Source organism: Limnothrix redekei LRLZ20PSL1, assembly GCF_043235035.1.
Classification (GTDB): domain Bacteria; phylum Cyanobacteriota; class Cyanobacteriia; order CACIAM-69d; family CACIAM-69d; genus CACIAM-69d.
Genome location: NZ_JAZAQF010000086.1, coordinates 248809 through 263823, shown reverse-complemented (window position 1 = coordinate 263823; position 15015 = coordinate 248809). Strand labels below are relative to the sequence as shown.

Below are 15015 nucleotides of genomic sequence, written 5' to 3'. Positions count from 1 at the left end.
TTCAATGCTCTTCCTGACTCTAGTTCTGTGCTATCTCGACCAGCTCGTAACCAGCTACATCAACAAAAATGCGTTATCGCATCCCTTTTTTGTTCATATTAAACCCATAAACGTAAAGGTCAGCAAAGCGATATCGCTCATCCTTAGGTCGCCATTCCGCCAGCCCGATCGACTTCAAAAGCTGCACAAATCGCTCAAAATCTGGCTCAACCTCTCGGGCAGAATTTTCCCAGCATTGCCGCAACTCTTCCGGTTGCAGTAAGGCATCTTTTCCTGACAAGGAATCAAAGAACGCTGAGAGATTGCCATATTCTTCACGCATTTCTTGGCAACGTGCTCGTGAGGCTTCTTCGAGTGCGAGTGCCATAAAGCGGCTTCGGAAAAGGCGATCAGATTGCAATTTAGGATCATTTTTATGTTGCAATTCTAATTTCTTTGCCTCAGTTAGCAACACTACCAAGCTACGAGGATAGGTTGCGCCACTGGTGTCACTCAGGCGATCGTAGACCCAGCGATAAAGATATTTCCCACGGGATCCCAATCGAATGCGATCGCCCCACAGAACCTTTAACGCTTCAACCAGTGTCTCTTCCGTTGCTGAATCGGGATCTGGGATGGGAGCAACTTGACTAACCAGAGCTTTAAACTTCTCTGATTGAGTGACCTGGCGATAGGCAAAGCGCAGCAGATCAATACGCTTCCACTCTAATTTGATAGACCGTCCGCGAAGATGACTTCTATTGTCGAAAATTAATCGTTCCCAAATATCCTCACGCAGGAAAACTTTGATCCGAAGATGAGTTAACTCCTGAGTATCAAACTCTTGAATCAACTTGAAGAGTCCGGTCAATGCATTATTGCGTAAATTATTATCTTCCTTTAGGTCTTGATCTAGGTTGTCATAAAGCAACCAAATTTTTAGATCTTGATTCTTGAGATAATCATTAATGTCTTTTAATGCATCAAAGATTAATGGTTCTAGATCTGGATTTTGACACCACTGGAGGAGTAATTCTTGATGCTCTGAGCGAAATTGAAGTCCTTTGATCTTATCAAAGCCGTCTTTCAATTCCTTATACTTTGAAGCTTTATGCTTCTCCTTGGTCAGACTATTTACGGAATCACCATGATCACGCATTATTATAAACAAGGCATAAGCAGCCCAAAAACCCAACCAACTATCTTGAGACTCTTTTAGCTTTTTGTGAATAGCATTAAAGCTTCTCTGAGTAGGTCGGCTAGCAGAACTTGTACCATGCCCCGAAAGAATGATAATTTCCCCTGTCCGATTAATTAAGGATTTTACAACTGAAAAGTGCTTTAAAAAAAGGAAGTAAAGAGCAGTTTTTCCTGTTCCTTTTCGACCAATCACTAGACATACTTTGTCGTCCAGGAAATCATAGAAATTAGATGTTTTTTGGAAAATATGACTAAGATTTGCCTGTTCTCTCTCGGCATCAACATTCGAGAATTGAAGATCTTCGATAATCTTCCATCGATCTTGCTGCAATTGAGTTGACACGGATGTACTGGAATTTAGGATTAAATTAACGATCGGCTGATACCAGTCCACGACAGTATGGACAGGGTAGTGGGAAGCCACTGCAATCGGGAGAAGATATTCAATACAAATCGCGTTATCAGTGCTAGCTGAATCGTCACTCTCAGCATTGTCGATCTCTTCTTCACTGTCTTGCGGAATGAAGTGATTAAGAATTTCGCTTAAATCGCTCTGAATTAGTTGGGCTGTTTTCTTAGAATCCGAGTTGGGAATTGGTGAAAAAACAAAATTAATATTCTGCTTGCCCAATGAGCCAAGAGCTTGAACTAAAATTTTTGCTCCCTCTGCATTTTGAGCATTCGGGAATAATACTAAAATGGCAGAATCTGCTGCTTGAATCAAGGAAAAAGCGCCCCATTGATTCAAGCCAGTTCGAGAATCTACTAAAATCAAATCTGGTTCAATTTGTTTATTGATATCGTGGGTAAAGATATCCCACAGAGACTTATTGCCATTGACCCAAGTACTAGCCTTTAAGTCATCAACTTTCGCTAAATAGTCGAGATCGAGTTTTCCCGTGGGCACAACAAAGAAGCGACCACCACGGGTATCACCTAATTGCTGATCTCGATATTCCGCTAAGATATCGCCGATTTGAATTTCATAATCTGCTCCGTCAGGCGCATAAGCCCGCTCATAGAAATAATCAACAATGCCGACTTCTGGCAAATCATCCAGATCTAAAGCTTTGCTGAGTCCTGGTGCTTCAATATCCAGATCCACCACGACAACTTTTTTGCCTTGTTTGACTAACAGCCAAGCCACATGAATTAAGGCTGTCGTGCGGCCAACACCCCCTTTGAAGGAATAGAAAGCCACAGTGCGGGGAGATCGGGGCGATCGTTCTTTTACTTCACCGTGATTCTGGGGATTCTGGGCCCAAATTGCTAAGTCATGCCAAGTTCTGACCTGATCACTCCGGGCTGGTTCAGGGCGCTCCATCTCCAAAACTTTCGCTTCTTCAACGGTATATAGTGATAGAAATCCTGTTTCGCGTTGAATTAATGTCTCAACAGCATCCCGGCGAGCTTGATAACTTAATCCTTCAAAATTATTACTGACAATTGTTAAATCAATAAAGCTATTAGATGAGATTGTGAAATCCAGCCATTCATTGTCATGGTGAACATACTGGCTTTTGAGTAATGACTGAAGATCAGCAATCCAATTGGTATCCATAAAGCAACTAGTTATCCCGACAAAGAAATTCAGTCCCGATAATTTTTCTCAATCCAGTCTATTAAAATGCGATAGGCTTTTACCCACTGCGAGTAGTCTTTATCTGACACTTTGTGACTGGAATATCGTAGTTGAATGAACTCCCCGCATGGATTTTGAATAATTGCTAGCCAGGGAAGAATGTTGTTCCTCTGGGCCTTGGTGTATAGCCGAGGGCAACGCTTCAGAGCATTTTGTAAGTTGTGACCAGGATTAGTGATGCTGTGACCGGGGTCGTAATCGTCTGTTTTCCAATTTTGCTCCGCAGGGGAAAGACTACGGAAGATTAAGCTTTTTAGCCGACATTCAATGACGATACCGCCCATGTGCATAGCTGCAATTCGGCGATCGGCTTTGGCAAGAACAGCTTGGTCTTGAGCGCGTTCCAGAAAGGCGCTGGCATAGTCTTCAATCATCAGCTTATCGCATACAACAAAGGGTAGACAGGTTGCTGTCTACCCTCGAAGTTTAGTCTAGCCTAGACTCACAATAGGGTCTATAGTCACACTTACTCGATGCCTTCGATGCGGTCTTCCACTTCTTGGTAGAGATCCCGCAGGCGATCGAGGTTTTCATCGCTCGTATCCCAGTAGCCGCGGCCGTTGGCTTCCAACAGCGTGCCCAGCATTCGGCGGAAGGAGTGAGGATTCAGATCCATCAGCCGCTTGCACATTTCGGGGTCAGCGATGAAGGTGTCGTTTGTGTCTTCGTAGACCCAGTTGTCCACCGCGTCCGCTGTGGCGCTCCAGCCCAAGGTGTTGTTTAGGCGCTTGGCCAGCTCGCGCACCCCTTCGTAGCCGTGGGACAGCATCCCTTCGTACCACTTGGGATTCAACATCTTGGTGCGGGCATCCAGGCGGACGGTTTCCGACAGGGTGCGCACCTGGGCGTTGGCGGTGCTAGTGTCGGCCATGTAGGCGGCGGGCTTTTTGCCGTCACCGCGCAGGCTGGCCACCACCTTGGTCGGGTCGGAGTCGTAGTAGTGTGACACGTCGGTCATGGAAATTTCCGACGAATCCAGGTTTTGGAAGGTCACATCGACGGTTTTCAGGGCGCGTTCCAGCAACTCGCGGGACTGCTCCATTTCGCCGGGGTTGTCGGCGGAGAAGGCGAAGGACTTACGCGACAGGTACATGTCTTGCAAGTCTTTTTCCTGTTCCCAGGTGCCGTTTTCCACGGCCAGACCGACGTTGGTGGAGTAGGAGCCGGAGGAGTTGGTGAACACGCGGGTGGCGGCTTGGCGCAGGTTGATGCCGAGTTCTTCCGCTTGGGCCATGGCGTGCTTGCGGACGAAGTTCATTTCCAACGGCTCGTCGGCTTCGGCGGCCATCTTGACGGCCCGATCGAGCAGGGCCATTTGGTTCACAAACAGATCCCGGAACACGCCGGAGCAGGTGATCACCGTGTCAATCCGGGGGCGACCCAGCTCCTCAAGGGAGACCAGTTCCAGCTTGTTGACGCGACCCAGGGCATCGGGCACGGGTTTCACACCCACCAGCCAGAGGATCTGCGCCAGGGATTCACCATAGGTCTTGATGTTGTCGGTTCCCCAAAGGACACAGGCGATCGTCTCGGGGTATGCGCCGCCGTTTTCCTGGCGTTGGCGATCGAGCAGCCGATCGACCACCACCTTGGCTGACTGTACCGCCGCCGTGGTCGGAATCGACTGGGGATCGAGGGCGTGCATGTTCTTGCCCGTGGGCAGCACTTCCGGGTTCCGCACCGGGTCACCGCCGGGGCCGGGCAGGATGTATTCGCCTTCGAGGGCCCGCAGCAGAGAGGCCATTTCGTTGTCGGCCACGATTTGCTGGAGGCAGAATTCCAGGTACTCGAACAGCGGTTTTAGGGAGTCGCGATCGACGTTGCTAAACCCAGCCTCGCTTAGGGCTTCAACCCAAGGCTGCTTCTGGGTTCCGAAGCCAAAGAAGTTGAACTTGGCTAGCTTCGAGAGGCGACCATCGGTGTCGATTTGGGCATCGACCATGGCCTTCACCGCCGTACGGGTGGCTAGGGTGATTTTTTGCAACAGTTCCACATCGGCTAACACGCCCTTATCACTGTTGCGGTAAATCTCTTCGATGTCGCGATAGATGCTGTTGGCGATGATCCGGGGCAGGGCAATGATCCCATCCTCGGGGCGATCGAGGGCGGCAATGTTCACCAGAGTGGCCACCGCTTCTTCGGCCGTGGGGGGCTTACCGATCACGTGCAAACCGCAGGGCAGCAAGCGCGACTCGATTTCCATCAGCTTGCGATAGACGGAACCCACCACCGTATCCCGTTGCTCGGAACTCAGATCCTTTCCGGCCGTTTCCGGCAGTTCCACATCCTTGTCCAGATTGACGGCGCGAGCTTGCTCGATAATCGCATCGACGATCGAGGGGCCACGACCCGTATCCTTCAGGGTTTGGTAGGAGCCGATCAGATCGCTCAGTTCCTTCAAGCCCTTATAGAGACCAGCGTTTTCAGCGGGCGGAGTCAGGTAGGAAATGGTTTCCGCATAGCCCCGGCGCTTGGCGATCGTCGCTTCGCTGGGGTTGTTGGCGGCGTAGTAGTAGAGGTTTGGTATTGAACCGATCAGGCTGTCGGGATAGCAGTCATTGGACATGCCGATTTGCTTACCGGGCATGAACTCCAGCGAGCCGTGCGTCCCAAAGTGCAACACCGCATCCGCGCCCCAGACCTTTTCCAGGTAGGTGTAGTAGGCGGCGAACCCGTGGTGGGGGCTAGCCGATCGCGAGAACAGCAGCAACATCGGGTCGCCCTCGTAACCGAAGGTGGGCTGTACGCCGATGAATACGTTGCCGAAATGCTTCCCGAACACCAGCAGGTTTTGACCGTCGCTGTTCAAATTCCCCGGCGGTTTGCCCCAATTTTCTTCCAGCTTCTTGGAATAGGGGGTGAGCTTTTCGTATTCCGCCACGCTCATGCGGTAGGCCACGTTCAGCTCGGGGCTGGCGTATTGGGCCTGGGCATCCTTCAGGACGGCTTCCATCAGCTCCTTGGGCGAATCGGGCACGTCTTGCACGTCGTAGCCTTCACGCTTCAGCCCTTGCAGCACTTCGTGAATTGAGCCAAACACGTCCAAATAGGCGGCCGTGCCCACGTTACCCTTGTCCGGCGGGAAGCTGAAGACGGTGATCGCCACTTTCTTGTGCAGCTTCGGTTTGCGGCGCAGGTTGGCCCACTTAAGGGCACGCTCTGCGATCGCCTGGATGCGGTCTTGCAGGGCGATCGCCTTGCCGGTGTTGCCGTCGCGGCCGGAGACGATGATCGGCTCGATCGCCCCATCCAACTCAGGAATCGCAATTTGCAGCGCCACTTGGATCGGGTGCAGGCCCAGCTCGCTTTCTTCCCACTCTTCGGTGGTTTGGAACACCAACGGTAGCGCCACCATGTAGGGACGGTTCAGGCGCTTCAAGGATTCGATCGCCTTCGGGTGATCCTGCCGGGCCGGGCCGCCCACCAGGGCAAACCCCGTCAGCGACACCACCGCATCCACGATCGTGGTCGGTTCGCTGCCATTTTTGCTCGGCAAGTAGAAGTACTCATCCACCGGCTTCGAGAAGTCCAAGCCCCCCGCAAACACCGGGATTACCTTTGCACCTTGGGCTTCAAACTCTTGCACCATGCCCACATAGTGCGCGTCATCACCCGTTACCAAATGTGTCCGCTGCAACACCAAACCCACACAGGGCGCATCGGGATCGCGCACCGCATCGGGCACTAGCTCTGAATTGCGATACCAAGCTAAATACTCGTTCGTACTCTCAAACATCTTGGGGGCCAACGGGTGCCAAATTCCCATATCGGGATAGGTCACCGGCTCGGCATAGTCCAAATCAATCTTTTCGCGTGACTGGTCGCGGCCCGATTTGTCCGTTTTGAAGACATATTTATCGGCCAGCATCAGCAGGAAGTTTTCCAGGTTCTCCGGCGAACCACCCAGCCAATATTGGAAACTGAGCATGAAGCTGCGGGCATCTTGCGCCTTTTCCACAGGCAGGAATTTCAGCACGTTGGGCAGCGTCCGCAACAGCTTCAGCATTGCGTCTTCAAAACCGCTGCCGTTTTGCTGTTTGCGCTTCTTCATGAATTCGCCGATCACGCTCTTGGACTGGCCCAATTGCGCCATCGAGAAGGTGCCCAACTTGTTCAGCCGCATCACGGGGGGCATGGAGGGGAAGACCACCGCCGCATCGAGGCGATCGCGGTGGGGCTGCACGGCGGCCACCACCTTTTCGGCCAGGTCTTCAATAAAGATCAATGAAGCAATGAAGATGTTAGCTCTGGCCACATCATCACAAAAGGCTTCGTAATTTTCGGGGCTACGCAGCTCTTCAATCAAATAGCCGCTGATTTCCACGGCCACATTCGGATTGTTGGCATTAATCGACTTGACTGCTGCCGTCAAGGCGCTCTGGTACTGCGCTTCCAGAACGACGTAGACCACCTTGACTAAAGACCGCCCCCGAAGATCTTCGGGTTGGACGTGGCGCACGGCGGGCTTGACGTAGGTGAACATCCGGTACTCTCTCCTGCGGCTGGGTTGGATGAGGATGGAAACTCGAAAACGCTTGCTCTCTAGGCACTTTTACCAGATTGCCGATTGGCGCTGATCTGCAATTCTAGGATCTGACACAATTCGATAAAAATAATCCCGTTAATTATTTCAGTTTGTTGCAAATTTGAAACTATAAGCGATCGCCTGATTTGGCAGATTTGTCTTGAGCCATTGATGGGCTAGATCCGTAATCGGGAGAGGTTTTTACAGCCCACGGAACTGCCAGAAACGAGAATCTTTTGCAATTAGAATTTAGATAAAAATAAAGACAAAACCAAAATCAACCTGACATTAACTGTCACAAGCCCCCCTGAAATGGGGTCGATTCCGTTGGTCTGGCTTGGGTCGATTCTTAAGCATGGGCGATCACCCATGGGTAGATGCCCCATTGGTCACCAAACGAGCTAGCCCAAGCGCTTCGGGCGATCGCCTGTGACCTGTGGCTTCTTTTCTTGGAAAATTGAGAGCTGACTGTGCCGTGAAAGGCAAATTTAACTAGCAAAAAATTGGGCAAAAGCTAGCGGGCAAAAGCTAGTGATTTTGGTGATTAGTAATTTTGGTGATTAATTGATCTTGATTAATCCATATTGATTTATTTTGACTAGTTTAACGAATTGAAATTAATTCACTAGTCTTTAATTTTTGATTTTTGGGTTAAACAGGTTTTAAATTTGCGAATTTTTAATGGGCTAAGGCTAATAATTGAATTATTTTATTGATTAACTCCGACAGTGTTCTTCAGAAAAATATTCAAACGAAGCGAAAGAGTCGATAATTAGTTAAAGTTGAAGTTATCCAAGATCACGCAAATCGATTGAATCATTTGAACTCAACTCAATATCAATCCAGAATTACCAATCTGGTAATTACAATAATCTGGTAATTGCAATCAAAAATTTGATCATCAAACTAATCATCAAAAATTGGTCAATAAAATTGATCGATCATTGATTAGTAAAACTGATTGACAATTGTTGTCGATTGATTGTTCCTGATTAATCGTTAGTGCTGGGCTATTCTTCGCCTTTGGTAACGTTACTCAGAGGGCCAACGGCTGGCAGATTCAACGACCAGTGATATTCGATCGGTAGCTGTTTGTTTTGACAACTGGCTTCCAACTGTTTCTGAACGGCGAGTGCTCGGCGGAGGGTGGCCACCAATTCCTGGAGCTGTCGGTGTTCCTCTGTGCCTCGTTTGAGAGTGCCACTGGTTTCTCGTTCCAGCAACTGAAGAAGTAGTTCGTAGTGAATGTGTGAGGGCAGCGGAATTGGAGTGTGGGACGGCCGATCCATAGGACATTCACGGAGTGATTCTGAAAAAATTCTAAAGTCAAATTAAAGATTAGTGGGATTTCGTTACCGTTTTAGTTGCAGCTTTAGCTTCAGCAATTTTGTGGCAATAGCAATATTGAACCATTTTACTGTCATCGTCGGGGTCTTCATCAAAAAAATCTTGACTGAAGGCGTTCAACTGTCTATGAGGAAGAGAATACAGATCCAGTCTTTATCGAGTAGCGATCGGGCAAAGATCAAGCTAAATTTCAAGTAAGAGATTCCAAAAATTTTTAATTACTTGATAGCTAGCGGAAGCAAATTTATCGATGCAGGTTTTTATAGATGGAGAGCATTGGTGGGCTAAAACGAGGAATTACTGGAGATTCACCGATTTGGGGCTGAGGGAGGCTGGTTAGCGTGCAAGCGTTCTTGGAGTGGGTTTTATCGGAAATTATGCATCTGGGGCCTTGGAGCGGTGTCGCTTTCGTGGTTGTGTATGTGGTTGCCACGGTGGCGCTGGTTCCCGGAGCGCTGTTGACCTTGGGGGCTGGGGTGCTGTTTGGGGTGGGGTGGGGATCGGTGATTGTTTTCTTGTCAGCCACGCTGGGATCGCTGGCGGCTTTCCTGGTGGGACGCTATGGCATTCGGGATTGGGTGGAACAGCGCTGGATTGCTGGAAATCGACGATTCCAGGCGATTGATCGCGCCATTGCAGAAGATGGCCTCAAGATTGTGTTGCTGATGCGCTTGTCGCCGCTGTTTCCCTTTAATGCCTTGAACTATATGTTGGGGCTAACGCAGGTTTCGATCCGAGACTACCTGTTAGCCTCGATCGGGATGTTGCCGGGAACGGTTGCCTACGTTTATATCGGGGCTTCTTTTCGGGACCTGGCCAGCCTGTTTTCGGGGTATGGAGAGCGGGCCAAAAGCCCGATCGAGTGGTTACTCTTTGTTTTGGGTTTGATCACCACCCTAGTTGTAACCGGGATCGTGACGAAGGCGGCCCGTTCGGCGCTCGATCGAATTGCCGCTTCCACCCCTCCCGATTTACCGTAATTGGCAGCTCCCGCTGAAAAAAGCGATAGGCTGGAGAAATCAACACCCATTCAAGCCCAACTTAGCCTGAACTCAACCGACTGGCGACTTTTAGCCTGCGACCCCATTTCCAACCCCACCCTTGATCCAGCAACGGCATTTCTACGGTATTGGTATCGACAGAGGCAACCACTGCCAGCTCCATCACCCCCACTGCCCTTGATGGGCGTTTGCGTGTAGTTTGATTGCAACTGGCTTGCGACTTGATTTTGCTTGACGTTGATTGTAAAGAGTTTGCGCCTTTTTGGTTGGAATGCGGGTGGATGGTCACGGTGCAGGCCCGCCTCGATCCATAACTTATTGATTTTATGGTTCATCGCTTATGTCGGTTTCGCCCGATCCTTTCCCTGCCTCACGCGCGCCCTTGCAACTGCTTCTGTTTGTGGATCACCGCTCCAGTTCCTGGGAGCAAGCAAGCCTAATTCAGGGTCGATTACAGGCCTTAAAAGCCCGTTATCCCTTTGCTTTCGACATTGTGGATGTGGCCGAGCAGCCCTATGTGGCTGAACATTTCCGGCTGATTGCCACGCCTGCACTGGTGAAGGTGCATCCCCACCCTCGCCAAACCCTGACGGGGATGGACTTGGCCCAGCAATTGGATGCTTGGTGGGAGCGGTGGCAGGAGGCAATTCACGACAGCTTGGACTCGCCGGAGAAAAACCAGCCGATGGACATGATGCCGACGGATGGTTCGCCTTCGTCGTTGGCAACGGCGGCGGAGGTGATTCGTCTGTCAGATGAAGTCTTTCGGCTAGGGCGGGAAAAGGCGGAGTTAAGGGAACTGTTGCGGTTTAAGGATCGGGCGATCGAGATCGTGGCCCACGATTTGCGAAACCCCTTGGCGGCGGCTTCAATGGCGATCGAGACCCTGGAGGCCAGCTATCGACCCAACACCATTCAGGCGGCCCAGATGACCGACAGCCTGCGGGAGCGACTGTTGATGCAGGCGCGATCGCAAATTCGAGCGATCGATCGGCTGATTGCCAACCTGTTAGAAGTGTCCCAAGGGGAGGGGCAAGAGGCCGACATCCAGCCCCAGTCCGTTGACCTCAAGGCCCTTTGTCACGCGGTGATTGACACCTTCAGCAGTCGAATTAACCTGAAGCACCAAACCCTAGAAACGGATATTCCCCAAGACTTGCCGGTGGTTTATGCCGACCCCGATCGGATTCGGCAAGTGATTTCCAACCTGCTGGACAATGCCGTGAAATACACGCCAGATGGGGGCACAATCCATGTGGCCGCCCTCCACCGCACCACCCAGAATGTGCAGGTCAGCATTTGCGACAGCGGCCCCGGTATCCCCGACAGTCAACGTAGCTCCATCTTTAAGGAGCGATTCCGACTGCAACGAGATCAACGCTCAGAAGGATATGGCATTGGGCTAGCTGCCTGCCAGCGAGCAATTCGGGCCCACTATGGACAAATTTGGGTTGATGAGCGGCCGGGCGGTGGGAGTTGTTTTCATTTCACCCTCCCGGTTTACCAAAAGCTGGGGTACAAGCCGTCTGCTTTATAGGGCAACTCATCAGTAACTTGGGGTACTGGCAAAGCACCAATAGTGGTGGGGGCAAGGGGCTTAGGGCCTGTCGTCATTTCCTAGGATCTAGGCGGAAACGATTGATTTTCCATATCCCAGTCGTTGTAACAAGGGGCTTAAGCCCCTTGTCTTTAGCTTTCGTAGAACTTCGCAAGACAACTGATGAATTGTTTCCTACTCATCTGGCTCGATCGTGCTGGTTAGCCCTTTGTTTTTGAGGGTTTCGCAATAAAATTCTGCATGTTCCTGGGCACAGGTAATCACCAAAGCCAAGCCGTTAAAATGGGCTTCCATCATGATGTTAACGGCTTGGGGTTGGGTAAGGCTGCTAACGGTTTGTAACAGCGTTTCCACCACATATTCCATGGAATTAAAGTCATCGTTATGCAGCAGCACTTTGTAGCGAGGTGCTGGTTTACGGATGGTGGCGGCTGACTTCTTTTCTATGATTTCAACGGACATGGCGTAGTTCCTGGGTAAACGGCATAAGTAACCATTGGGGCGATCGAGCCGTTGGCCTAATTGCTTAAACCCGATTAGCAAGAGGAGCGATCGCTCACTGCAATTCACTCTTTATTATTATCAACTTTTCCCGACAGTCAACTTGCGATCGCTGTTCTGAAAATGCCGAGGTCTGGGGGTTGGTTAAAGTGCTTACACCTGTGGCCCATTCAGGGTTTACGCGGGTGATCGGGCTGCTGATCACAGAAATAATGGCGGCCGTAATCGATCAGCGTGGTGATGGTCAGCCCCAGGCAAAACGACAGGCCAAAGATCGGCCAGCGGTTGAAAAAAATGGCATAGCGCACCGCGGCCCAGGTGAAGTAGGTGCGCCAAAGGTCAAACTCTTCGCGCATTGCCCAGAGACTAGCTAGGCCGATCGTGCCCCAACAGAGGACGAGCAGCAACCAGCGCAATCGACTGGGCAAGCGAGAGGAAGAAGGAGCAGGCACGCTTGGGCAAGGGGCGAGGAAGAAAAGACAAACGGCCGATTGAGAAGTCTCTGGGGTCGAGCAAGAAACTGGCATTGGGGGTACTCAGCAACAGCAAAGTTGCAGAAACCCAGCAAACCCGTTCAGTAGAGCTGTTCAGCCAACCAATTCAGCAGACCTGTTCAGCCAACCGATTCAGCAAAGAAGGGGATGGCTAAATAGAGTCTTGGAGCTTAGTTTCGGTTTCCGTGGCAGGTTTGGGGGGCACATAGCCCGGGCGCGATCGCCACCAGGCCAGCAGGGTACTGGCGATGAAAATACTGGAGTAGGCCCCAGAGATGAACCCAATGATCAGGGCTAGCGAAAAGTCCCGCAGGGTGGAACCCCCAAACAGGAAGATTGCCACAACCGAAAGCAAGGTGCTGGCGGTGGTGTTGAGCGATCGGGTCAGGGTTTGATTCACCGCCTCGTTCACTACTGTATCGATCGGGGCAGTGGAATTTTGGGCAATGTTCTCCCGCACCCGATCGTAAATCACCACAGTGTCATTCACGGAAAAGCCAATGATGGTCAGCAGGGCCACAATAAACAGCGTGTCAATTTCTGTGCCGCCAAACCAGCCCATGGCCGCGAATACCCCAGCCGTAATCAGCACATCGTGGATTAGGGCCACCACCGCGAAAATAGCGTAGTCCCACTGGAAGCGGAAACGCAGATAGATCACAATGCCCAGCAGGGACAGCAACACAGCCATCACCCCGGAGTTCAGCACCTGCTGCCCTAGCACGGGCCCCACTGTGTCAATCAGCGTTCCCTGGGCATCAAACTTGCCCAATTTAGCTTCCAGGGCGGCCACCAAGGCCGTGCGCTTCTCGGCCGATAAATCCTGTGATCGAATGGCGATGATATGTCGGTCTTGGGCCTTGGAGTCCACGTCCAACAACTGGACAGCCGCGCCGTCCAAGTCCTGTTCGTTCAGCACGGCCCGCACATCGGCCAGCTCCACAGGTTTTTGGCATTGGGGTTGGGCCCCGGTGGCTGGGCAGTCCAATTGCAGTTGCAGGCGAGTTCCCCCCACAAAGTCCAGTCCCAACTTCAGGGGCGTGCCAAAGTTGACCATGCAACCAACCACGGCGATCGCCCCGGCAACGGTCAAGGCCAGGGACAGCGACCACCACAACCGACTTTTTTCAATAATCTTCAGGTTCATCACGCTTGCTGATTCAGGAGGGCAGGTGGAAGGGGGCGAAGGGGGGCACTAGTTGCCCGAGCCAGCCGTTTTCAGATTGGCTTTTAAACCGGGGCAATACCACTCAGGACGGCGCAGGGAAGGAATACTGAGGGCCACAAACAACAGGGTGCGGCTACAGGTGAGGGCAGTGAACATGCTCAACAACACCCCGATCGCCAGGGTGAGGGCAAACCCTTTGACCAAACCGGTGCCCAGCCAAAACAGCACCGCGCAGGCGATCAAGGTGGTGACGTTACCATCCAAAATGCTGGAAAACGCCCGATAGAAACCGGATTCGACCGATCGATAAAGACTCTTGCCCGATTGCAATTCCTCGCGGGTGCGCTCAAAGATCAGCACGTTGGCATCGACCGCCATCCCGATGCTGAGAATGAAGCCCGCAATCCCCGGTAATGAGAGGGTGACAGGCACTAACGCGAATACTGCAAAGTTCAACAGGGCATAGATCATCAGGGCCAGGTCAGCCACCACGCCGGGCAGGCGATAGTAGATGGCCATAAAGATCAGCACCAACACCAAGCCACCCACGCCGGCCCAAATGCTGCTTTCTACGCTGTCGCGACCCAAAGTTGCGCCTACGGTGCGGGTTTCTACCAACTTCACGGGCAGGGGCAAGGCTCCACCCTTCAGTTGAATTACCAACTCTTGGGAGGAGTCGGCGGTGAAGTTACCCCGAATTTCGGTGCTGCCGCCGGTGATTCCCAATTGGGCATATTCTGGCCCCACCACGGGTGCGGTTAACAAGTCCCGATCGAGAAAAATACCCAAACCGCGACCCGTGCCGGCCAGTTTTTTGGTCAGTTCCGCATAGCGATCGGCGGCATCGGCCGAAAAGCGAATAATCACAACCCAAGAGTTACCCAAGCCCCCGTCCGGGGCGGCTCCCGCTTCCCGAAGGTCTTGGCCCGTGAGCACCGCTTTTTCAAACAGTTGGCTAATGGCTTCCTGGCTCCGTTCGATCGCCCGCTGATTTTCGTCGATCGCGGCCTTGTCTCCTGCCTGAATCAGCGCGGCCCGTTTCGCCTTCAGCTCGTCGTAAACTTGCCGTTCCGCTTGGTATTGGGCCTCGGTTCCCGGTTTTTGCTCCCGAAACTCCAGCCGCGCCGTGTTGCCCAAAACTCGCTCCGCCTGTTCCGGGTCGCTGACCCCCGGCAGTTGCACCACCAGCTTGTCGTTGCCGGATGTTTGCACCAGGGCTTCGGAAACCCCCAGCTCATTAATCCGGTTATCAATAACTTTGCGGACGGCCGAGAGATCTTCGGGCGTGACCTGGGGAATTTCCGGCGTGGTCATGACCTGGAGTGTCAGTTGGGAGCCACCGCGTAGGTCAAGCCCCAACTGCACGGGCAGGTTAACAATCACGGCGATCGCCGCGATCGTCAGCACCACAATGAAACCAAGGGTAAATTTTTGGCGTTGCATAGGCCTCAGGATTGCGCGTCGCCGATCGGCTGAACCAACGACCCCCGAAACGGGCCGGATGTCGCAACGAACATACTACACCGCAACCCCGACCGCCGAAGCGAGTGATCTCGGCTGTAACCGTTAAACCTTCGGCACTCGATTGGTACTGAACTGA

11 protein-coding genes are annotated in these 15015 nt (G+C 52.0%); 3 read left to right on the top strand and 8 right to left on the bottom strand.

The window, feature by feature from the left end; translation table 11 throughout:
- Positions 1-73 precede the first annotated feature (73 nt).
- The 4 genes from VPK24_RS15825 to VPK24_RS15810 form a co-directional block, all read right to left on the bottom strand.
- Positions 74-2740: a P-loop ATPase, Sll1717 family gene (locus VPK24_RS15825; RefSeq protein ID WP_393014781.1), complete on the bottom strand. Its 2667-nt coding sequence runs from the start codon at positions 2738-2740 to the stop codon at positions 74-76.
- 29 nt (positions 2741-2769) lie between these two features.
- Complete coding sequence (locus tag VPK24_RS15820) at positions 2770-3195, bottom strand: hypothetical protein (RefSeq protein WP_393014779.1); 426 nt, start codon at positions 3193-3195, stop codon at positions 2770-2772.
- A gap of 92 nt (positions 3196-3287) precedes the next feature.
- Positions 3288-7304, bottom strand: a complete 4017-nt coding sequence (locus tag VPK24_RS15815) for a magnesium chelatase subunit H (RefSeq protein WP_393014778.1) — start codon at positions 7302-7304, stop codon at positions 3288-3290.
- A 1052-nt stretch (positions 7305-8356) separates the two neighbouring features.
- A complete protein-coding gene (locus VPK24_RS15810; protein WP_393014776.1) occupies positions 8357-8635 on the bottom strand; it encodes a DUF5340 family protein in 279 nt (92 codons plus the stop codon).
- 399 nt (positions 8636-9034) lie between these two features.
- On the opposite strand from VPK24_RS15810, the gene VPK24_RS15805 reads away from it, so the two are divergent.
- On the top strand, positions 9035-9673 hold the full coding sequence (locus tag VPK24_RS15805) for a TVP38/TMEM64 family protein (protein ID WP_393014774.1): 639 nt from the start codon (positions 9035-9037) through the stop codon (positions 9671-9673).
- Positions 9674-10034: 361 nt separating this feature from the next.
- The gene (locus VPK24_RS15800; RefSeq protein WP_393014772.1) at positions 10035-11231 is read left to right on the top strand and encodes a histidine kinase; all 1197 of its coding nucleotides are present in this window, start codon (positions 10035-10037) and stop codon (positions 11229-11231) included.
- Positions 11232-11426: 195 nt separating this feature from the next.
- On the opposite strand, the gene clpS is transcribed toward VPK24_RS15800, so the two are convergent.
- Positions 11427-11714, bottom strand: a complete 288-nt coding sequence (gene clpS / locus VPK24_RS15795; RefSeq protein ID WP_099533615.1) for an ATP-dependent Clp protease adapter ClpS — start codon at positions 11712-11714, stop codon at positions 11427-11429.
- A gap of 209 nt (positions 11715-11923) precedes the next feature.
- The gene (locus tag VPK24_RS15790; RefSeq protein WP_393014770.1) at positions 11924-12205 is read right to left on the bottom strand and encodes a hypothetical protein; all 282 of its coding nucleotides are present in this window, start codon (positions 12203-12205) and stop codon (positions 11924-11926) included.
- Between the two features lie 2 nt (positions 12206-12207).
- On the opposite strand from VPK24_RS15790, the gene VPK24_RS15785 reads away from it, so the two are divergent.
- Entirely contained in the window at positions 12208-12402 is a 195-nt protein-coding gene (locus VPK24_RS15785) for a hypothetical protein (RefSeq protein WP_393014769.1), read from the top strand.
- Here the strand turns inward: VPK24_RS15785 and secF are convergent.
- Entirely contained in the window at positions 12399-13394 is a 996-nt protein-coding gene (gene secF, locus VPK24_RS15780; RefSeq protein ID WP_393014767.1) for a protein translocase subunit SecF, read from the bottom strand. The two genes, VPK24_RS15785 and secF, sit on opposite strands and share 4 nt — an antisense overlap.
- 48 nt (positions 13395-13442) lie before the next feature.
- Positions 13443-14858 carry a protein translocase subunit SecD gene (gene secD / locus VPK24_RS15775; RefSeq protein ID WP_393014765.1) on the bottom strand — a complete coding sequence of 472 codons (1416 nt, stop codon included), beginning with the start codon at positions 14856-14858 and terminating at the stop codon, positions 13443-13445.
- Between the last annotated feature and the right edge of the window lie 157 nt (positions 14859-15015).